General features: G+C 42.6%; 17 protein-coding genes. 10 read left to right on the top strand and 7 right to left on the bottom strand.

Annotated features, from left to right (window positions below):
- Positions 1–39: 39 nt before the first annotated feature.
- Both CSV61_RS11420 and CSV61_RS11415 read right to left on the bottom strand, forming a co-directional pair.
- On the bottom strand, positions 40–2628 hold the full coding sequence (locus tag CSV61_RS11420) for a CBS domain-containing protein (protein WP_099639317.1): 2589 nt from the start codon (positions 2626–2628) through the stop codon (positions 40–42).
- A 169-nt stretch (positions 2629–2797) separates the two neighbouring features.
- Positions 2798–3238, bottom strand: coding sequence for a cell wall hydrolase (locus CSV61_RS11415; RefSeq protein WP_099639316.1), 441 nt, complete (start codon positions 3236–3238; stop codon positions 2798–2800).
- A 347-nt stretch (positions 3239–3585) separates the two neighbouring features.
- Between CSV61_RS11415 and CSV61_RS11410 the strand changes: the two genes are divergently transcribed.
- The 9 genes from CSV61_RS11410 (at position 3586) to CSV61_RS11370 (ending at position 13647) form a co-directional block, all read left to right on the top strand.
- Entirely contained in the window at positions 3586–4365 is a 780-nt protein-coding gene (locus CSV61_RS11410; protein WP_099639315.1) for a gluconate 2-dehydrogenase subunit 3 family protein, read from the top strand.
- 23 nt (positions 4366–4388) lie between these two features.
- Positions 4389–6149 carry a GMC family oxidoreductase gene (locus tag CSV61_RS11405; protein ID WP_099639314.1) on the top strand — a complete coding sequence of 587 codons (1761 nt, stop codon included), beginning with the start codon at positions 4389–4391 and terminating at the stop codon, positions 6147–6149.
- A 73-nt stretch (positions 6150–6222) separates the two neighbouring features.
- Positions 6223–6795 (top strand): SCO family protein, encoded by a 573-nt coding sequence (locus tag CSV61_RS11400; protein ID WP_158233845.1) that lies wholly within the window; start codon positions 6223–6225, stop codon positions 6793–6795.
- A gap of 477 nt (positions 6796–7272) precedes the next feature.
- Positions 7273–8868, top strand: coding sequence for a long-chain-fatty-acid--CoA ligase (locus CSV61_RS11395; RefSeq protein ID WP_099639312.1), 1596 nt, complete (start codon positions 7273–7275; stop codon positions 8866–8868).
- 194 nt (positions 8869–9062) lie between these two features.
- Positions 9063–10352: a polysaccharide deacetylase family protein gene (locus tag CSV61_RS11390; protein ID WP_099639311.1), complete on the top strand. Its 1290-nt coding sequence runs from the start codon at positions 9063–9065 to the stop codon at positions 10350–10352.
- Positions 10353–10371: 19 nt separating this feature from the next.
- Positions 10372–10872: a sigma-70 family RNA polymerase sigma factor gene (locus tag CSV61_RS11385; RefSeq protein WP_099639310.1), complete on the top strand. Its 501-nt coding sequence runs from the start codon at positions 10372–10374 to the stop codon at positions 10870–10872.
- Positions 10865–11941, top strand: coding sequence for a S26 family signal peptidase (locus CSV61_RS11380; protein WP_099639309.1), 1077 nt, complete (start codon positions 10865–10867; stop codon positions 11939–11941). Before CSV61_RS11385 ends, CSV61_RS11380 begins: the two co-directional genes overlap by 8 nt.
- 416 nt (positions 11942–12357) lie before the next feature.
- A complete protein-coding gene (locus CSV61_RS11375) occupies positions 12358–12750 on the top strand; it encodes a hypothetical protein (protein ID WP_083033097.1) in 393 nt (130 codons plus the stop codon).
- A 417-nt stretch (positions 12751–13167) separates the two neighbouring features.
- Entirely contained in the window at positions 13168–13647 is a 480-nt protein-coding gene (locus CSV61_RS11370; RefSeq protein WP_158233844.1) for an OsmC family protein, read from the top strand.
- 89 nt (positions 13648–13736) lie between these two features.
- On the opposite strand, the gene CSV61_RS11365 is transcribed toward CSV61_RS11370, so the two are convergent.
- Positions 13737–15491, bottom strand: a complete 1755-nt coding sequence (locus tag CSV61_RS11365) for a GMC family oxidoreductase (RefSeq protein WP_099639307.1) — start codon at positions 15489–15491, stop codon at positions 13737–13739.
- A 26-nt stretch (positions 15492–15517) separates the two neighbouring features.
- Complete coding sequence (locus CSV61_RS11360; RefSeq protein ID WP_099639306.1) at positions 15518–16330, bottom strand: gluconate 2-dehydrogenase subunit 3 family protein; 813 nt, start codon at positions 16328–16330, stop codon at positions 15518–15520.
- A 338-nt stretch (positions 16331–16668) separates the two neighbouring features.
- On the opposite strand from CSV61_RS11360, the gene CSV61_RS11355 reads away from it, so the two are divergent.
- Positions 16669–17241, top strand: a complete 573-nt coding sequence (locus tag CSV61_RS11355; RefSeq protein ID WP_099639305.1) for an SCO family protein — start codon at positions 16669–16671, stop codon at positions 17239–17241.
- Between the two features lie 74 nt (positions 17242–17315).
- Here the strand turns inward: CSV61_RS11355 and CSV61_RS11350 are convergent, their stop codons facing one another.
- From CSV61_RS11350 to CSV61_RS11340, 3 genes are all read right to left on the bottom strand, one after another.
- On the bottom strand, positions 17316–18452 hold the full coding sequence (locus CSV61_RS11350; protein ID WP_143561092.1) for a CapA family protein: 1137 nt from the start codon (positions 18450–18452) through the stop codon (positions 17316–17318).
- A gap of 180 nt (positions 18453–18632) precedes the next feature.
- On the bottom strand, positions 18633–19610 hold the full coding sequence (locus tag CSV61_RS11345; RefSeq protein WP_099639303.1) for a bile acid:sodium symporter family protein: 978 nt from the start codon (positions 19608–19610) through the stop codon (positions 18633–18635).
- A complete protein-coding gene (locus tag CSV61_RS11340) occupies positions 19610–21007 on the bottom strand; it encodes an FAD-binding oxidoreductase (protein ID WP_099639302.1) in 1398 nt (465 codons plus the stop codon). The genes CSV61_RS11345 and CSV61_RS11340 overlap by 1 nt, the downstream gene beginning before the upstream one ends.
- Between the last annotated feature and the right edge of the window lie 154 nt (positions 21008–21161).

Genomic DNA, 21161 nt, shown 5'->3' with positions numbered 1-21161 from the left:
CCGCGTTTCATGGATAAATGCGGGGTGTTCTGCGATGATTTATTGAAGCTTACATACATACTCTTCCAACCATTGATCGGCTTCTTCTTTAGAAGACACTTCACCAGTAAGTTGGCTTATTTCTAAGTGGAGCAAGATGTTGGAGAAAGTGGGGCCTGGTTTGAGTCCTGCTTTGACTAAATCGCTACCGTTCAAATAGCTTTGCAGTTCGTTACGACGATATAAATATTCAATCACAGCTTCTAGATAAGGTGCTTGATCGGCCACTAGGATAAACAAAATGGCTTCATCGGAGTAGTCACGTAAAAACAGATGGTAGTCTCCAGCTTGTGTGGCTTCTTTCCACTGTTCATGTCGTGGTAATTCCATCACTTCTTCCAACAACTTTTTCCTGTTTTTCCGTAGCGTGAACTTCTCTGCGGCATATAAGCTATCATTGCAATAGAAGGGGAGTAAAAAGTAATTGAACCAGCTAGGTTTTTCCGCAATTTTTAAATTCGTCATCTTTCGCACTTGTTCGTTGTAGACTCGTTCTAGATGTTCAGCCGTAGCTACCGAAGCATCTAACTGTTTTTCATCTACACCGAACTGTTGCCATACATTCAGTTCAAATAGGCGTCGGATGACTTCTTGCGGACTGCCTTCGGTAAACAACCGGATCATTTCTTCGTTCATACGTTGTGGTGACAAATGGATCACTTTATCGATAGACTCGAGTGCCAATTTTTCTGTCTGTTCATCCATTGAAAATCCGAAACGTTGTTCAAAGCGTACTGCTCGGAAAATTCGAGTGGGATCTTCGACAAAACTAATATTGTGAAGAATTTTGATTTTTTTCTCGCGTAGATCAGTTTGTCCGCCAAACGGATCAAGCAGTTCGCCGAATGCTTCGGCGTTGAGTCGGATGGCCATCGCGTTGATTGTAAAATCACGACGCTGTAAATCATCTTCGAGAACGGATGTCTCAATTTCGGGTAAGGCGGCAGGCTGTCTGTAGTATTCGAGTCGAGACGACACGATATCGATCGACAAACCGGATGGCGTATTCCATGTTGCCGTGCCGAAGCTTTCATGTTCCAAAACGTCGCCACCGTATGTTCTCATCAATCTATTCGCCAATTCGATTCCATTACCTTCCGCCACAATATCAATATCGAAATTTGGCTTGTCTAACAAAATATCCCGTACGATTCCACCAATTAAATAGACAGGTAGGTGAATGTCACTAGCTGTTTCTCCAATTACTTTTAACAGCTGGAGAGCTTCTTCGGGCAGTTGCTTTTCCATTTTGTTAATGAGTTCATGGGAAGGCGGAGTGCCGGGTGTTTCTTTATCTGCCATCATATCACTATATAGTACTTGGATAATATTCGATCGAGTTACAATGCCAACGATTTCTCCATCATCGATGACAGGTAATCGACCGATGTTGTGCTGAATGATGAGCTCTTGAATTTCTTCGAGTGAAGCATCAGGCCCGATCGTGTAGATGTTAGTCGTCATATAGGCTTTTACCGGTGCATGACCGAGTCCATGGTGATTGCCTTTATCGAGATCACGCCTAGTAATGAGTCCGACCATTTTTTTGTTTTCGACGACCGGATAACCTGAATGTCCATAGCGGTACATGCGACGGCCTGCTTCTTCGATTGTAGTATCAGGAGTCAGTGTTTTGACAGGAGAAGTCATCAATTCTTTTGCGGTAATCGCAGGGCGCAGTATCGTGTCCAAACTGTTGTTGATTTCTTCAAGAATCACTTCTTTATCCCCTTTTTTCACCATGGCGGAACCTGCATGTTGATGTCCACCGCCTCCAAGTTTTTTCAAAATGGGTTGCAACGTGATGCGTTCTGAGTTTGCACGGCCTACGACGAACACGGAGTTCTTCATTTTCACGACGGTTAAAACAGCATCCGTTCCTTTAACTCCTAAAACCTTTGTCGTAATTAATGCCAAGCCGTTGACGAAATGATCCAATTCATGCGTACTGACCGCAATTTCAAGACCGTCTACTTCATGAATTTCGGTATGTGTGAGCAGCTGATCCAAGAGATCTTGCTGTTCGGACGTTAACGTTTCTTCTGCGAAACGACCGACCATTTCCAGGCTCATCCCTTGCTCGAGTATATAGGTAGCGGCCTTCATATCCCGAACAGTCGTGTTGGCGTATGTAAAGTTTCCCGTGTCTGTATAGAGGCCTAGTCCGAAGAGAGACGCTTCAAAACTGGAAATAGCTATGTCCTGTTTACGTATTTCTTCTATAAGCAGAGTGACGGCAGCGCCAGTTAATTCCACGATGCCTTCATCATACTGCACATCGTTCTCCCCTTTTTGATGATGGTCGTAGACAATGATTTTTCGTGTGGAGGCATCAAAATCATCGGGAAGTTTACCGATTCTAGATAAAGAAGCGACATCGACGATAATCATTTCGGTCACTTGTTCCCAGTCTACTCGAGCGCTCGGCACAAAGTCGAAGACATCCCGGTAAATATTTAAGAAACGTTGTACGCGGTGTTCTAGCTTGTCCGAAATAATCAATTGTGCGTGGGGATACAGCTTTTTTGCTGCAATCATTGAAGCAAGCGCGTCGAAGTCGGTATTGACGTGTGAAGTAATAATTTGCACTAGTAGTACCTCCTGTTTGACAGTTATTTAGTAGTATAAATAGAAAAGTAACCACCTTCTACCCTGACCAAGTGGAAGGTGGTTACTCGTTACGTACGATCGTGTTCATAGGACCAGTTTATCATCCCCAACCAAAATGTTCAATTGAGGCTAGTAAATGGCACCTGCCTTATCCCATATATACACTATCGCACGTACCGGGTAGTGGTTCATAGAAGCAATGATTTTTGTATTGCCCGGTAAACGGCTGATCATACCAAGTAGGCGGGCAGGGGCCGTATGGATTGAAGTACCATAAAGCATAATGGGCGGGGTGTTGTCGCCAGTACGTTAGAGTCTGTTCAGCCAATTTCTTTTCAGAAGTTCGCGCACGTTGATAAAACAAGTTTCCTTTTTGCACCGCTTCGAATGAATAATTATTGCCTTGTATTTGGAAAATTACATCATTTATGGACCGTACATCATTGAAGTCCAGACAATCGGCTATTGCACGATTGACGATGACATTTCCAACAAATAACATGCCTAGATTTCCTTCTGCTTCCGCTTCCGCTCTCATCATTCTGGCCATTAAATCGATATCTGAATTTCGATATTTTACCCTCATCATATTTTCACCTCATAGTAGTGTATGAGAACGAAGGGCAGTGATGTGACATTTTAAAAATAATTACACGTAATCGGATTATCATGTTTCTTTCTTTACTAATAGGGTAAAGTTTAATAGTTTGAAAAATACAGACATATTACGTACACTGTGCATGGACCCGTCCGTTTCTTTCATGCAGTATTTTTCTTACAACTTGCTGGCTCATCTAGTATCTACTAGCGTTGCGAATACATAGATCATGCGCTCTTCATTGCATACGCATTCACTATTTCATTAAATACAAATATATTCCCGTATGCACCGCTAGTACAGTGTGGACTTATTTACATAAAAAGGAGGACAAGCTAATGGCTGATCATAATTCGAACAACCCGAAGAACACAAATGAAGTGTCCGATCCAGGACGCCGCAGTTTCGTCAAAAACACAGGAATTGCTGTCGGAGGTGTAGCCGGTGGTGCGTTGCTAGGAGGTCTGTTTAGCAATCGATCTAAAAATGATTCCAACACCAATTCGACCGCTGGCAAAGGAAGCGATAAAGAGAAGCGCTATGAAGAAGCGCGTATGTATTTTACACGTTTAGCCGATTTCGCTATTTTGGAACAGGCAGTGGAGCGAATTTTCCCAGAAGATGATAATGGTCCTGGAGCGATAGAATTAGGCGTTCCTTATTATATCGATAAACAGCTGGCAGGCCCTTATGGCTCCAATGTAGGCGATTACAGACAAGGTCCTTTTATAGGTCCTAAAGTAGCGGCTGCGGACTCTAGTCTCGATCGTGGACAGATTTTCATTAATGGATTACGCGCCATGGATGCCGAGAGTCAAAAACGATTTGATACGAATTTCGCCAAAGCGACGGAAGATCAGCAAATAGAAATTATGACGGACTTTGCAGATGACAAAGTAGCAGTCAAAGGCATCAGTTCGAAAGGATTCTTCTCCTTGTTGCGTTCTACTACGCTTGAAGGAGCATATTGTGATCCATTATACGGAGGCAATCGAGATATGAAAGGCTGGAAAATGAAAGAATATCCAGGAGCTATTTCGTCGTATGCCCATATGATTGAAGAAGATGAGTTTGTGAAAATGGATCAAGTGAGCCTGACAGATTATCAACCTAAATAAAGTATAGGAAAGGGGAGAACAGAATGGTAAAAACATTAGATAAAGTAGATGCGGTCATCGTAGGTTCAGGCTGGGCAGGCGGCATTGCGGCAGCTGAATTAACGAAAAAAGGATATAAGGTAGTCGGATTAGAAAGAGGGAAAGCGCAGAAACGAGAAGATTTCGTCGGTGCAAAAGATGAACTTCGCTACGATGTGCGAAAACTCATGTTCCAAGAATTGCACAAAGAAACATTGACGATTCGTAATACACTGGACGAAACGGCGACACCTAACCGAAGTAACGATACGAATGCGATCAATGGTACGGATACTGGCGGTTCAGGTGTACACTGGAACGGCATGGTATATCGTTGGCTTCCAACGGATTTCGAAATGCATACGAAGACAGTAGAAAAGTATGGAGAAAAAATCATTCCGAAAGATATGCAATTAAAAGACTGGGGTATTACATATGATGAGCTGGAGAAGTATTACGATCAGTTTGAAAAAACTGCCGGTATTTCTGGCGAGCCAGATCCATTGCGACCAGGGCAGCGTTCGGATGACTACCCGACACCGCCAATGAAAGAAACGGATATCATTCGCACCTTTACGAAAGCGGCAAAAGAACTAGGCTATCACCCGTACCGTATCGCTTCCGCTAACCTATCCGAGACGTATACGAACCCGGATGGCGAAACGATCAACGGGTGTGTGTACTGTGCGTTTTGTGAATCATTTGGCTGTGACTTCGGAGCGAAATCCGATCCGATTGCTACGGTTTTAGCTACAGCACATAAAAGCGGTAATTTTGAGTTGCGCAATCATGCGTATGCGGTTCGAATTGTACATGAAAATGGGAAAGCAGTTGGGATTAAATATGTAGATACGGAAACAGGAGAAGAGTTCATTCAACCGGCAGATATTGTCGTGGTAGCCGGATTTACCTTCACGAATACTCGTCTTATGCTGTTGTCCGAAATCGGCAAGCCATATAATCCGAAAGATGGGACGGGCGTCATCGGTAGTCACTTGACTGCTCACCAGCGCAACTTGACGCATACGCGTGTACGTGGATTTTTCGATGAGAAGAAATTCAATCGCTATGCAGGTACCGGTGCGCTTGGCGTGACGATGGATGATTTCAACGTAGAACAACTTGATCATACGAAACTCGATTTCTTGCATGGTTTCTGTTTGCGTACGTCTCAAAGAGGAGATCGACCGATTACAAATAACCATGTGCCTGCAGGCGTTCCGTCTTGGGGGAAAGAGTTTAAGGACAAGTCTATTTTCTATGCGAACCGTCGGATAGACGTTCAACAACAAAACGGTGCTCTAGCTTGGCGAGAAAACTATATGGACTTGGATCCGACGTATACAGATATATTCGGCGATCCATTACTGCGTGTCACGAGTAAGTTCCATGATCAAGACCGAAATATTGTCAGATACGCTCATCAAAGAGGGAAAGAGTTACTGGAGCAAATGGGAGCGGATTATATAACTGTTCCTGAAATTACAGAGGAAACGGAATTTGATAAGACGTCACTATCTGACCATACTGGGGGCGGTGTAGTGATGGGAGATGACCCTGAGACATCTGCTGTCAACAACTACTCACAAGTATGGGATATGGATAATTTATTCGTAGTGGGGGCTTCTTCATTCCCACTAATGGGTAGCTCCAATCCTACAGCAACAGTTGGTGCTCTAGCATATCGTGCTGCAGAAGGTATGATCAAGGTCTTAGAGAATGGAGGAGGCCAGTTAGTTCAACAAGAGGCAACAGCCAAAGCGTAATACGACAAGCGGAGAGAGGGAGGCGAAACCTCTCTCTTTTCTTTCATACATAGTAAAGCGAGGAAAGATGCCTATGAATATCCGATCCGTCTTCATCCTACTGGCAACCGTTCTATTTCTGAGTGCCTGCAACCATACGATCGAAACGAATAGGTCAGATAAGATTCCAGATTTCGAATACATTACGCAAGATGAGAAGAAAATGAGCTTGGATGATTTGACAGGCGATTGGTGGATTTCTTATTTCTCCTATACGCACTGTACGACCGTTTGCCCGAGAACGACGGCGAATATGGTCGGTATTCAGGAAGAATTAAAAAACGACGGTTTAACACCTCCTATCATTTCGTTCAGCATTGATCCAGAAAATGATACACCGAAAGTGTTACGTCAATATGCAAAAGACTACGGAGCGGATCTACGGACGATGACGTTTTTAACGGGTTATGATTTTAAAGAAATTCAAAATATGTCGGTGGATACGTTTAAGGCCGTGCTGGAAAAAGGCGCGCTGGATCAGCGATCGCATAGCTTTTTCTTTTACTTAATTAATCCTAATGGAGAGATCGTCAAGCAGTATAACGGCATGAGCGATCCAGACAATGAGTTGCTGGTGGCGGATGTGAAGAAGGTATTGGGGAAGTAAAATTTTTGTTCATGCAATTAAACGAGGGTGGGACATAACTATCTCCCCCCCGTTTCCCTGCACTCCGAAAGGCACGCTTTCCGAGGGACGTGGCTTGAGCCAAGCGAACAACGTAGGGTTCGCTTTGCCGTATTTCTGTGTACTTTGCAGAAATTAAGGCACCTGTCCAGGGTCTCAAGGCGCACGCTGATCCCTCAGGAGTCGGCCTTTCTCCGTTCCGGTACACTCTGTTACTCTAAAAAAATATTTACTGATAAGAACAGAAGAAAGCGTAAAGGACATTCCCCTTACGTTTTTTCTGTACTGTCCCAACCTTGTTTTATAAGGTTTATTTATAACATGATATAGATGAAAACCGCTGTATAAAAATGTTTCTACTAAGATACGGCTTATGGTAAATTTAAAATGATAGAAAATATAGTAAAATGAAAACGTTTACTATACAATTGTAATAGAACAGAATGAGGAGGTATGCAGATGAATGTTCCATTAGTTTTGACGCAGTTTCTAGATCGGGCCGTTACATTGTATGGGGGGAAGGAAGCGATTTTTGGAGAAGAAGGTCGTTCTTTTACATACGAGCAGTTAAACGGTCGAGTGAATCAGTTATCACGCGGGTTACGTGATTTGGGTATTGAAAAGGGAAATCACGTTGCGTATTTATGTGGAAACTCTATTGAAATGCTGGAAGGGTTTTATGGGATCTATCAAGTAGGCGGCGTCATGGTGCCGTTAAATACACGATTGAAGCCTGAAGATTATGTATTCATTTTAAATCATAGCGAGTCGAAATTATTATTTGTCGATCAGGATTTATATCATCTTATCCAACCGATTGAGCACTCACTCGACACGGTAGAAAAGATTATTGTTCATCATAAACAAGATGATTCAGAAACGATAGATTACGATGCGTGGCTTGAATCTTTCACTACGGAACCATTTGACCGGGCTGACGTGCAAGAAGATGATGTGTGCAGTTTACTGTATACGAGTGGCACGACAGGTAATCCGAAAGGGGTTATGCTGACGCATCGGAATAACTATTTGCATGCGATGAGTGCCATGCATCATTTGCGTGTGACGGATGACGATGTGCTACTTCATGTGCTGCCCATGTTCCATGTGAATGGCTGGGGGTCACCATTTTATTATACGGCGAACGGAGCGTCTCAAATTTGCCTACGTAAAACGTCACCGCAAACGATCATCGAAGCGATTCAAAAGTATAAAGTTTCGATTTTGCATATGGCACCAGCTGTATTGAATTTGATTTTTCAGTATTGCGAAGAGCATAAGCCGACGTTCGACCATAAGATTCGAGTCATTGTAGCAGGCTCCGCTCCGCCACCATCATTCATTTCACGAGTCGAAAAAGAACTTGGTTGGGAGTTTATTCAAGTATATGGCATGACAGAAACTTCTCCATTAAGTTTGTTCTCTACGATTCGCTCGACTGTCCAGCATGTATCAGATGAAGAGAAGCTTCAGTTAAAAGCCAAAGCAGGCTATTCGATGATCGGGGCAGATGTTCGTTTAGTTGACGACTACGGAGAAGAAGTAGCCAAAGATGGTCAGCAGACAGGTGAAATCGCAGTCCGTAGTCATGGCGTCATGAAAGGCTACTGGAAGAATAAAGAGGCGACGGATGAGGTGCTGCGTGACGGCTATATGATGACGGGAGATATGGGGACGATAGATGAACACGGTTACGTCAATATCGTTGACCGAAAGAAAGACATCGTGATCAGTGGCGGTGAAAATATTTCGTCTATTGAAATCGAGGGTGTACTATATGATCATCCTGCTGTTCTAGACGCTGCGGTTATTGCAGTGCCACATGAGAAATGGGGAGAAACACCGCATGCTTATATTGTATTGCGGAGCGACGCAGAAGCAACCGAGCAAGATATTATAGAATTCACAAGGTCGAATCTTGCACATTTTAAAGCGGTAACAGGCGTGACGTTTGTGGAAGAACTTCCAAAAACGGCGTCAGGAAAGATTTTGAAAGTACAAATCCGCGATGATTACTGGGATAAAGCAGGGAAAACGGGTCGTAAAGTGAATTAATCACGTGGTGAGCATTCTTTCGTTCTTCTAAGAGCGAAAGAATGCTTTTTATTGTGGAAACGTAAAGAAATTCAGTAAAAGTCGATTGAGTTCTAAATAAGAACGATGATCTTCAAAAAACTTTTAAAAACTTTTGAAACTTTTTCTGAAATCCTCCGTCTGTAGGGTGCGCAAATGACAATAGGGGGATTCACATGAAGAAAATATATAGCTGTCTGCTAGTACTTGCGAGCTTACTGTTATTTATAATGGGTAATGAAACGAAGTGGAATTTGAATGAAGTGCCATTATTCCATGAGCAATCAGCTACAGCTTTTGCAGAAACTATACAAAGTAAACCGTTCATTACAGAGAAAGAATTTGAACAGGTGTTGACGTTACCAAACAACCAACCCATTTATATGAAGCAAGGGAATTTGATCCGAATCGGTGAACTACAAGCCAATCAAGCGGTTGCGCTTATAGGAGAAGATGAGGAGTATTACGAAATTCGAGTAGGCAAGATGCCGGCTTTCATTCGTAAAGGTCAGGCAAAGGTAGAAAAGAACGTGATCAAAGCTCCTGTACATAACGAACGACTGGGCGCTGTGAAAACTGCCGAACTAACGCCTGTGTATACAGAGGCGAATCTTGAAAGTGATATTTTGATTCAATTAAGACAAGGTTATCGCTATCCTATCATACAGGAAGAAAAGGACTGGTATCTCATCAAAGTAGGTGAGCGAGCAGGGTATATTCATAAGTCGACTGTCACGATGGACGAAGGGATACCGGTACTGCTATATCACCAAGTACTGCCCCGTAAACAAATGAAGACGGAAATGAGCACGATTTCACTCGAAAGTTTTGAAAAGCAAATGGCGTATTTGGCAGATGAGCAATTTATGACATTGACCTCACAACAGTTGTATGATTACTTAGAAGGCCGACTCGTTGTGCCGGAGAAAGCGTTGGTTATTACATTTGACGATGGCTTATTATCCTCTAAAGAATACGCCTATCCTATCTTGAAACAATATGGATTCACTTCGCCACAACATATTATTTCTGCCCGTATCAATAGAGAAAAGGACGGTACGGCATTTGACGGAGGAGGACTACTAAAGTATTTAAATGAAGAGGATCTACACGAAATGAAAGATGTATTTCAGTTCGAAGCCCATACGTGCGCGTTACATGAACTAGGAAGAGAAAGTGGAGCAGGTTTAGTATTCGAACATACGGAAGAAGAAATTATTGAAGATTTACATGAAAATTTGCGACACGTACCTTCAGCCGTTTCTATCGCTTACCCGTATGGCCAATATAATGAAGAGTTTATTGCGGCGGCTAAAGAAGTAGGATTACTGATTGGCTATACCACGGTCGAAGGGTATGCCAATATGAAATGGTCTAATTATGAAGTGAACCGCTTTGGTATGACAGAAAAAAGGTCATTTAAGGATTTTGCAACGTATGTTGATGGAGACATGATATGGCCATAGAAGAGAGTGATTAGCTCAAATGAATGAAATGGATCAAATAATGAATGAGCATTCGCGTTATTTAGTACGAATCGCTTATTTATACGTGAAAAACTGGTCAACCGCGGAAGATGTCGTACAAGAAGTCTTCGTTACGTACTTCCAGAAAAGTGATCAGTTTCGTAATGAAGCTTCTATTAAAACGTATTTAACTAAAATGACCGCTAATCGTGCAAAAGATTATTTGCGCTCCTGGAAGCATAAAAAAGATGTGGTGTTCGAAACAATCTTTGTATCGACCAAAAGCTCCGAACAACAAGTATTGGAGCAAGAACAACTCGCTTCACTTGAAAAGCATTTATTCCAGCTACCATTAAAATACCGTGAGCCGTTACTTTTATATTATTATGACGAGCAATCGATTGCAGAGATCGCAGAATTTCTTGGACTCAATGAAAACACGGTCAAGACAAGACTACGCAGAGCCAAGTTGCAACTCAAGGGATTTTTTGCGGAAGAGGAGGTAGAAACCTATGAATGATTTTAAAAGAAAACTGGACCAAATGATGGGAGATACAACGGAACAGGAGCGACGAATCAAACAGCGGGTACATGAAAACCTTCAACCTTCGCAAAGACGGCAGTTTTCTTGGCAAGCGTTGCTAGTCACGGCGGCGCTGCCGGTAGTCGCCTTGCTGCTAGTGTTTAATCTAGCTTCAGATGATCAGCTATCTTCTGATCAGGGTCCGGGGACACCTTATGATCCACTTGACGATATGGCTATAATTTCTGCCTTGCAAAAGAAAGATCAGTTATCGACTATTGATTACGAGGAATTTTCTTCATTACCTGTAGCGAAGAAAGTAGACGGTCTATTGTACGTCGATGACGAATCCTTTTCACTCCAGTGGAGCACAGATACGTATCACCCCGTTATAGAACGCAAGGCGGATCTGTACGATGCTTCCGTTTATGAACCGGGTGATATAGTCCGAACATTTACGAATACGAATAGTCACTTACCGACGTATACAGGTGTCTATTATGAAGTCGTTGCAGTACCTGGAGATCGTGTAGTATTGAAAGATGGCAAGCTAAAAGTTAACGGTCACCAGTTATCATCCGAATTGATGGATCAATATAAGGAGCAAAATGTCACGATTGCTGGGGGCTATGATCAGCTGTTGAACGCCCGAGAATATTTATTACTGAACCATTTCCCAGCAAAAGATACTGTGCAAGGGGCGACTGTTACACCTGTTCATAAGATTTACGGCAAGCTGATCGGTGTGGCAACCGAAGAAGAAACCGAATCGATCTATATAGATTATCTGACAGATCAACTCAAGAGCGATTATACACCCGAACAGTACTTCGATCTCTATTTATATGATCAACTTACGGGACTAGAGAAACTGCCTGAGTCCTCGGTGTTTGCTGAATCGAGCCGGATTGGAGAGCTATTCCTTGAAGCAGCCTATCGTAAAGCGGTCCCGATTGCCGATGATCAAGTGGAAATACGTTATCAATATGGACGAGAAGGTGTCGTGGAGCAAGTGTTCACTATGGGAAGGGATACGAGCTCTGGACAATGGAAAGTGGAGAAATAATGGAGTATAGGCTGTAAAGGAGGTGATGCAAAAAGTTTCACGCGAACCAGGTTGGCACCTGTTCAGCACAAGCCGTCAACCAACCGCTCGCTTATAGAGCCAGCCTGGTTTTCATTAGGTAAGAACTATGGGAAGCTTGATCGAAATAAGAAATAGAAAAACACCGGACCGGCACCTGTTTTGCATAAGCCGTCAACCAACCGCTCGCTATATAGAGCCGGTCTGGTGTGTATACATACTAGTTTATATAGAACAAGGAGAAGGCCTAACCGAAAGATAAAAAGACAGTTCTACGCTACGTTGCGGATTCGAAATGCCGCTCTAAAAATTAGAAATGTTCTTCGCATGCTCCTGCTTGCATTGGGAGGTACATGATGAAATACTAAACGTGTATACTCATACAAGGAGATGATACGATGGCACTCAGCAGAAAAGAGTACTTACAGAAAATCATTGGATTACATGAACGCTTGATCATTGCGTCAGAAGAATACGAAGGCATTTCTGAAGAATTCATTTCAAAGCAAGAGCTGGATATACCCGCAATGAAAGAACAATGGATGTTGAAAGTAGACGAGTTCAAGCAAATTCTGACCGATATGAATGCATTGGAAATTCCAAATGCGTTTGAAAAAGAAGGCAATGAACTAAAAGAAGCTTATACACTATTCGTCAACTGTGTGGAAGAGAAGACGAAGAAATTTAGCGTGGAAGCGATGGAGAGTGGAGAGTTAGATGCTCTCCAGTCAAAAGAACTACATGCTGCAGAAGATATGGAAGAATTGATTGAGAGTATGTTTGAGAAATAAGGGTTAAAAGTGATGAAAAAATAAAGAAGTACCCAAACAGCGGACAAACTTTTAAGTAAAGTTGTCTGCTGTTTTTATTGATGAAATTATCAATTGTCGCAATGGGATGTGAGACCGTTCAAATCGGTACGACGAGGAGATGAAACTAGTCGCAGCAAGAGAGCGATATTTTCTACTCTATGAGACAGTTTTGCTACCAGCAATACCTAAGAACTTAAGAAGACTACAAAAAACTACTACAAGTGGAAAATATATTTCCACATGCTGTATTCTTTTTTCTTTTTGACTCTATATAGTGTGCAAAAGGGAAGACGTCATGGATAGATGGGATACGGTAAGGGCAATACGACTCTTAGTAGCAAATAGAAGGTGTACATGTATAATAGACACCATAAGCATAATCTGGAGGCATTGAAAATGAGTACTATACACATTATGAATGAAATGAAGAAATTGATAGAGCAAGATTCGTCACTCGCCATTAGTGAATGGCAGGGGACTTGCCGTTATGTAGTAGGAGAAATGATGTCGCTCGAAACGAAAGATCTACAGGAGATTGATCTGGAAGGTATTGCAAAACCAGGAGAAAAGCAAGTCATGCCGATTGAATTATTAATCGCTGCAGCGACTACTAGTTTCGGAGTCACCTTTCATTTAGAAGCGTATAATCAAGGAGTGACTGTAGACAAAGCGGAAATTATATTCACTGGCGTATGTGATAAAGCACCATTCCTAGGCATTCAAAGCGGCAACAGTGGGATTATGAAGCCGATGATTGTGTTATCTGCTGAGTCTACTACGAATAAAGGGCAACTGGCAGAGATTGCGGCTATCGCGATTGAACGTTCACCGATTCTTTCTAGTTTGAAAGAAGAAGTGACGTTGCACATTAAGTGAGGTTACTAAGCAAAGATTTATTCATACACAAAGATATGCCATCGCCTTGTCCATTCAGATAAGGTGATAGCATATTAATAAATCTATATTTACGCGTTCTTTTCAAGTGGTTTAACCGCCAAATTGCCGCCTTCTTTTAAGAACTTAATCATTCCTTCAGCTGCACGATACGCGAATGCGCCAATCGTAACGGTCGGATTGTAGTTACCAGTATGCGGGAATGAAGATCCGCCTACTACGAATAGATTTTCCATATTCCACATTTGTGAATAGGTATTTACTGCGGAGTTCTCTGGAGTAGCTCCCATGATTGCCCCACCGAAGAAGTGATCGGTATAAAATTTGTGATCGAATACAGTATCGTCTCTTACTACATCGACGTTCATTTTGTCTGCGCCCATTTCTTTCATAATCTCTTCGCAACGCGCGACGCCTGCTTTCGCACGTTCAATGTCTTGTTTGGTATATTCAACGGTTACGCGAAGCAAGGGATTGCCGAGTGCATCCTTATATGTTGGATCCAAATCCAAATACGTATTCTTGTTTGGCAAGAAGCCAGTCTGTGCTGTGATGAATAGGTTACGGTTATAATATTTTATTGAATTCTTTTTAAATTCTTTACCCCAACCCGGTGTATCATATGGAACGGAGTTATTGGCAATAGGTCGTGAACCAAGCTGACTGTAATGTACTTCATACCCATGCAAGTAGTTGAGATTCGTATGATCTTCATTGTCTCCGCTGAAGTCGCCAACTGAAGAACCCATACCGCCAGCGCCCATGAAGTTGTTGAATTTTTTATCTTCAAAGAATCCACGTGCACCGATATAGGTGGACAGGTTGTTGAAGTGTCCTGTGAAGTTCTTGCCAATTATGCCTTGTCCGGTTTTCGGATCGTATGGCTGTCCGATTTTAGAATGCAACAATAGCTTGATGTTCGTAAAGACAAAACCAGCAAGTACTACGATATCAGCTGGTTGTTCAAAGTCTTCGCCAGTCGTTGTATCGGTATAGATTAATCCGTTCGCTTTCTTTCCATCGTGGCTTACTCGATTCACGAACGCATTATTACGGAGCTCCATCTTACCGGTTTTGCGTGCCGTTTTGAGTACGGTACCGATTGGATCCGCTTTCGCTCCGAAGTCACAACCATACTCTTCGCAAAAGGCACAGTATACGCACCCATTAATTGTTTCACCATCTGGGTTTGTATACGTTTGTGAAGCGTTAGCGGATGGTATACGATATGGATGGTAACCGAGCGCTTTTGCAGCCTTGGTGAATAGACGGATATTCGGCGTATCTTTCATTGGTGGATTGGGATACTTATCGGAACGTGAAGCGCCAAGTGGATTTTCTTCACCTGAGATAGCCGCTGTTTTTTCATATTGATCAAAATATGGCTCGATCTCATCGTATGTAATGCCCCAATCTTGCATCGTACATCCTTTCGGAATTTTGTCTTTACCGTAACGCTCTACAGTCTTACTATAAATTTCGAAATCATACGGCATCCAGCGGAATGACATGCCATTCCAGTGAACACCTGCGCCTCCTGTATTGTTTCCGAGACGTGCGTTCATATTATTCCGAACCGGTATGGCTTCTTTGTCCATGGAGTTACGGGAAGTAATCGTGTCTTTATTCAATTCTTGCATGAGTTCATAGCGTCTAGAATAGCGTAATTCGTCTTTCGTGCCGATAAAGTCTTCATGCTTTTTATTTTTACCTCGTTCTAATATGACCACATTATATCCGGCTTTTGTTAGTTCAGCCGCCGCAATTCCACCGACCCACCCTGAACCTACGATGACCGCATCAACTTTTTTAAGTTTTTTAACCATTGCATATCCTCCTCACAGTTTTTAATTTAGTGCCCTTGGTAATCTCGCAGACTGACAGGATCCAGTTTGGCAAATTCATCCGATTCAATGTAGTTCGCGTAGGAAGCCACTGCACCCGGAAACTCTTTCATTTTCCAGCCTTCCATATTAATATTGCCTCCGTACAACGGATCGCAGTAAGCACCTTCTAATGTCGCTTGTTTTAACAAAATGAAAAACTCAGAGGCTTTTACGCCTTTCATCTTCACTTCGTTTGCCTCAAAGTCCGTCATGATTTCGATTTGTTGCTCTTCGGTCGCTTTGTCAAAAGTGACGTCGAAACGCTTTTGACTTTCTTCATCCATTTTACGTAGTCCTAGCAAGAAGATCATGCCCCGATCCAAAATCGACTGTTCTCCACCTGGACCTGCAGTTTGGTCAACTTCCTTTAAATCAATTGTGTATGGAGCGTGTCGATAATCACGTGCGTTAACTCCCCAGCGCCCAGCTAGTTGTTTGTCGATGTAATAGGGTACTCCTAACTTAATGGCACCAGGACCAAGGTCGTCCTCAGGAAAAATAAGTTCTGTTGCTGCATTTAATACTTTGAAATCTTGATGACGCGTGAAGAATTGTCTGGCTTGTGTTATTTCGATACCGTTCGTGCTATCGTTTCCGGCCGTCTTATCATTTTTTTCGTTGGTCTTATTCAAACCCCCTGAAATTAGACCTCCAAAAAGAGATCCACCAACGAGTCCGCCAGCTACGAGTCCAGTATTTTTTAAGAAATTTCTCCGGCCCATATCTTGCTCGTGTTGAGATTTGTCATTGACGTCCTTAGGTGGTTGTTGATCCGCCATCGTAACCCCTCCTTATAAATGGTATTATTGAATATTTTGAGTTTTTAGAAAGTGTACTGTAGTATCTTACCCTTATTTATCATATTTAGACAACAATTTAATCATTTATTCTGTTTTTTGAAACTTTTTTGATATAGTAACTGAGGAAGCAAGCTGTGATATAGTGCCATCATATAGTGGATTTGAATACTACGGGTCCAGTGTGATAAGTTGGTATAAAGATGTTACAATCATTCCAGGCTATAGATCATGTAATGAAAAGCAAGCTATAGTAGACAGTAGTCGGTTGTGGAACAAACATTTTATATAATGCCACACACTACGAGAGGGAGATTTTAATGAAAGTAAAAATGACGATTATATTATTTACAGCCATTCTTATTCTAAGCGGCTGCAATAAGAAGATTGAAACGAATATGTCTGAGACCGTGCCAGACTTTGAATTTACTACACAGGATAACGAACCGCTTGGTTTGAAGGATTTAAAAGGCGATTGGTGGATTGCTTATTTCTCCTATACAAACTGCATTACAGTCTGCCCAAGAACAACGGCAAATATGGTCGGTGTGCAAGAAAGATTAAAAGAAGATGGTTTTGAACCCCGTATTGTCTCGTTCGGTATTGATCCTGAAAATGATACACCAGATGTATTAAAGAGTTATGCTGTAGATTTTGGCGCGGATCTCAGCACGATGAGCTTTTTGACAGGCTATGATTTTGAAACGATACAGGAAATATCGAGAAACACCTTCCTCTCTATATTGGAAAGTGGCGCATTAGATCAACGTGCGCATAGCTACTATTTTTATTTAGTGAATCCTGAAGGCGAAATTGTAAAAAGATACGACGGCCTAACAGCGACCGAAAATGAATTGTTGATAGAAGATGTCAAGATAGTATTAGGTACATAATGAGATACTATTCAACAAAATGCATAACGCCTTCCTAATCGAGTGATTAGAAAGGCGTTATGCATTTTATTTATTTACCATTTCGGTACGCCGACATGGTTTTCCACCCATTCTTCATTGTAATGAATGGTTGGATTGGCTTCATGAAGCGGGACGACTTTAAATCGTTTTTCTTGATCTTTTATGACGCCAGTTGGTAAAAAGCGTGGATCTTCGATAGTGACGGTCTTTTGATCACCCGTTTGTTCTTTCGTTACGGATAGTCTCGCGATTCCACCGAAGTTCGTATAGTCGAACGGTTGGGCAGAATAGAAATTGCCGAGTGAGAAGAACACTTTGGTATTGCCGACTTCTCCGTAGCGTTGTAAGACGTGTGGGTGATGACCGAACAAGACATCGGCCCCTGCATCCGAAACGAACTGCGCGAGCTCCGCTTGGTCTTCAGATGTCTCCAAATGATACTCAGGTCCCCAGTGTAGAGATACGATCGTCACATCTACCAATGGTTTCATTTGTTGGATCTCATTTTCCATCCGTTCCCGATCGATGTAGTTGACTAAGTACTCTTTATCCTGCAAGTCTAGCTCTACATTCGTGCCGTACGTATAGGCAAGCACACCGATTTTGATACCGTTGACTTCCACAATTCGTTGCGTCTTACGGTCTTTAAATGATTCATAGGCACCTACATATTGCATGCCATATTCTTGCGCATGTTCAATAGCTTTGCGCACGCCTATTTCCCCTTTGTCAAATGTATGGTTATTGGCGAATGTCACCATGTCGACACCCACATTTTGTAAGGCGGGGAGGATATGTTTTGGACTGTTGAACTTTGGATAGGTGGATAATCCGAGCTCGACACCACCAGGCATAGATTCCTGGTTCGCCAAGAGAAAATCAATACTTGCCATTTTCTCTTTTACTGCTTCGAATGCAAAATCGAAGTTAGGGTATGTGTAAATAGGATTATGTAGTAATACATCGCCAACCATACCGATTGTTGCCGTATGGATAATAGTTTCTTCCAGTTTTTGATCCGGTTCGATTTCAGTCAACTTTTTAGACGGATCATGTGCAGCCATTTGCGGAGCTTGTCTATCCGCTTTCGCAGATGATGCATGCTCTCTGTTATTCCAATCATTCCATAAAATTGCGCCACCTATAATCCAGACAAAGACTAAAGATGCAACCAACCATTTCCTCTTCACACGAATCTCTCCATATCTACAATGACTATTCTTGGTAAATCTCCAAAACTAACGATAGCACATTAAGAGAATAGTAAACAATCAAATTTTCATATTGTAATAATAAAGTAATTTATCCTTCTTTTATTGATAAAAAACGCCATACTTCGACAAGTGTATCGAGGTATGGCGCTTCCTATTTCAGTCTAGATGTACTTCTGCTTGATTCAACGCATGATATTCTTTGACACGGTGAGTTGGCTTTTTCGACCAGATCGTCGCAAGAATGGGACCGGAGATATTATGCCAAATCGCTCCCCACACGCTTGGAAGCGCAGCAAGTGGGCCGAAGTGAGCAGTAGCGAGTGCTACGCCAAGACCTGAGTTTTGCATGCCGACTTCGAGTGATATGGCTCGTCTGTCGTTTTCGTTCAATCCGAGTCCAAGTGCAATCAAGTACCCGAGAAGTAATCCGAAACCGTTATGCAAGAACACAGCGATAAATACGATGAAACCTGAGCTTATAACGTTGCCTGCATTTGCAGAAGTGACCGCGGCGACGATAATAAGAATCGCGACAACCGAAATGATCGGAACGACAGATACACTTTTGGCAACTGCTCCAGGAAAGAATCGTTGGATGAGTAAACCGAGTACTATCGGAATAATAATGACTTGTACGATCGATGTAAACATCGACAACGCATCCACCGGCAGCCATTGGCCAGCTAACCATAGTAATAATAGCGGTGTGACCAGTGGTGCCAATAAAGTAGAAAGAGATGTCATGGCTACGGATAAGGCAAGATTTCCTTTTGCTAGATAGACCATGACGTTTGAAGCGGTGCCACCTGGAACGGATCCTAGCAATACAAGACCGGCAGCTAATTCAGGCGGTAACTTCAATAGATAGGCAAGTCCAAACGCAACGAGTGGCATGACAATAAACTGGGCAGCGACTCCAATGATCACGGGTAGAGGATTCGTCAAAATGATTTTGAAGTCCACTGCACGTAATGTCAGTCCCATTCCAAACATGACAACACCAAGTAAAATCGTGATGTATGCACCTAATCCGAGAAAAGGAGTAGGGAACATGAAGGCGATCACAGCGACTATAATGACCCAAAATGCAAAGTACTTTCCTGCGATAGAGCCGATTGCTTCAAGTGCTTTCATCAGTTCATCACCTCGGAATCAAGGGGGAAAATTTTATTTGGATTGAGTAAGTTTTCCGGATCGAGTGCACGTTTAATTTTCCGCATAACAAGAAGTGCAGAACCATGTTCTTGTTGCTGGTATTTCTGCTTACCAATTCCAACCCCGTGTTCTCCTGTGCAAGTACCTCCACGTTCGAGTGCGTAGTGAACGATCTTTTCATTTAATTCATCAGCTTTTGCGAGTTCTGTGGGATCATTCATATCCATCATGAGTAAGACGTGGAAATTGCCATCGCCTACATGACCGACAATTCCTCCAGGCATTTCAAGCGACTCGACTATTTGGCGTGCATAATGGACGGCGTCAGCCAGTTCTGAAATCGGCAGGCAGACGTCTGTAACCATTAGTTTTTTACCAGGATTTCCATGAATATAGGCATAGGCCAGATTGTGGCGTGCTTCCCATAGTCGGTTGCGTTTCGCATTGTCCGTTTCGAATTCGATTTGTTCACAATGATGATCCGCCACGATTTCCTTTGTGAATTCAACGTCTTGTTGAAGTCCGGCTTCATTGCCGTGGAACTCAAGGAATAGGGTAGGCTGTTCTTTATAATTGGTTTCACTAAAAATATTTACTTGACGTATCGAAGATTCATCGACCAATTCAACACGCGCAATCGGAATACCCGCTTGCAAAATCGATACCACTGCTTCCACTGCATCATTGACAGTCGGGAAAGAGGCGCGAGCTGCTGTTGTGAACTCAGGAATGCCATAGACGCGTAAAGTGAGCTCGGTGAAGCAACCGAGAGTACCTTCTGAGCCAACGAATAGGCCGTTCAAATGAAGACCCGATGCAGATTTGGCCGCTTTATTTCCGGTATGTATGACGGTTCCGTCTGCCGTGACCACTTCTAGGTCACGTACTTGATCGCGCATTACACCGTATTTAACTGAAGTGGTGCCGCTAGCATTCGTTGCTGCCATGCCGCCGAGGGTCGCGTCTGCTCCTGGATCGACAGAGAAGAATAATCCATGTTTCTTCAATTCTTTATTTAATTGAGTACGTGTGACACCTGGTTGCACAGTCACGAGGAAATCATCTGCACGCACGTCCAGAATGGCGTTCATGTTGGAAAAATCGATGGTGATGCCACCGCGATCTGGAATGACACTCCCTTCCAAGCTTGAGCCTAGTCCGAATGGTATAACTGCCACGTTTAGCTTTTTTGACACACGCATGATCTTACTTACATCTTCTGTACAGGAAGGGAACACAACGATATCAGGTAATTTCATTGTATGGTAGGACTCATCCTTGCCGTGAAGTTCGCGCACCGTATGATTAACCGTTACTTGTTCTTCGGTTAAAACTTCTTGTAAAGACTGGACGATTCTATCTGTAGTCGCTGTCATAGTTTTTCTCTCCTCCATCATGAATTAGTCGTACCAGCAATTGTTCTACTGATTAGAATTTTTCAACTACTCTAACAGACATTATACTATTATACTTACTAATCTGAACAATTCAATGGAAATTTTCTTACTTTTCTTTTATATTCAATGTTTC

It is taken from the genome of Sporosarcina sp. P3 (assembly GCF_002743415.1).
Taxonomy (GTDB): Bacteria; Bacillota; Bacilli; order Bacillales_A; family Planococcaceae; genus Sporosarcina; species Sporosarcina ureae_A.
The sequence above is the reverse complement of the archived record's forward strand: the minus strand, read 5'-3'. Positions and strand labels throughout refer to the sequence as shown.

What these genes read in the sequence shown, in the direction of transcription:
- CSV61_RS11415 (WP_099639316.1), bottom strand. Translation starts at nt 3,238, where the DNA reads ATGATGAGGGTAAAATATCGAAATTCAGATATCGATTTAATGGCCAGA.
- CSV61_RS11340 (WP_099639302.1), bottom strand. Translation starts at nt 21,007, where the DNA reads ATGACAGCGACTACAGATAGAATCGTCCAGTCTTTACAAGAAGTTTTA.
- CSV61_RS11395 (WP_099639312.1), top strand. Translation starts at nt 7,273, where the DNA reads ATGAATGTTCCATTAGTTTTGACGCAGTTTCTAGATCGGGCCGTTACA.
- CSV61_RS11365 (WP_099639307.1), bottom strand. Translation starts at nt 15,491, where the DNA reads ATGGTTAAAAAACTTAAAAAAGTTGATGCGGTCATCGTAGGTTCAGGG.
- CSV61_RS11410 (WP_099639315.1), top strand. Translation starts at nt 3,586, where the DNA reads ATGGCTGATCATAATTCGAACAACCCGAAGAACACAAATGAAGTGTCC.
- CSV61_RS11380 (WP_099639309.1), top strand. Translation starts at nt 10,865, where the DNA reads ATGAATGATTTTAAAAGAAAACTGGACCAAATGATGGGAGATACAACG.
- CSV61_RS11390 (WP_099639311.1), top strand. Translation starts at nt 9,063, where the DNA reads ATGAAGAAAATATATAGCTGTCTGCTAGTACTTGCGAGCTTACTGTTA.
- CSV61_RS11360 (WP_099639306.1), bottom strand. Translation starts at nt 16,330, where the DNA reads ATGGCGGATCAACAACCACCTAAGGACGTCAATGACAAATCTCAACAC.
- CSV61_RS11405 (WP_099639314.1), top strand. Translation starts at nt 4,389, where the DNA reads ATGGTAAAAACATTAGATAAAGTAGATGCGGTCATCGTAGGTTCAGGC.
- CSV61_RS11355 (WP_099639305.1), top strand. Translation starts at nt 16,669, where the DNA reads ATGAAAGTAAAAATGACGATTATATTATTTACAGCCATTCTTATTCTA.
- CSV61_RS11400 (WP_158233845.1), top strand. Translation starts at nt 6,223, where the DNA reads ATGAATATCCGATCCGTCTTCATCCTACTGGCAACCGTTCTATTTCTG.
- CSV61_RS11385 (WP_099639310.1), top strand. Translation starts at nt 10,372, where the DNA reads ATGAATGAAATGGATCAAATAATGAATGAGCATTCGCGTTATTTAGTA.
- CSV61_RS11370 (WP_158233844.1), top strand. Translation starts at nt 13,168, where the DNA reads ATGAGTACTATACACATTATGAATGAAATGAAGAAATTGATAGAGCAA.
- CSV61_RS11375 (WP_083033097.1), top strand. Translation starts at nt 12,358, where the DNA reads ATGGCACTCAGCAGAAAAGAGTACTTACAGAAAATCATTGGATTACAT.
- CSV61_RS11345 (WP_099639303.1), bottom strand. Translation starts at nt 19,610, where the DNA reads ATGAAAGCACTTGAAGCAATCGGCTCTATCGCAGGAAAGTACTTTGCA.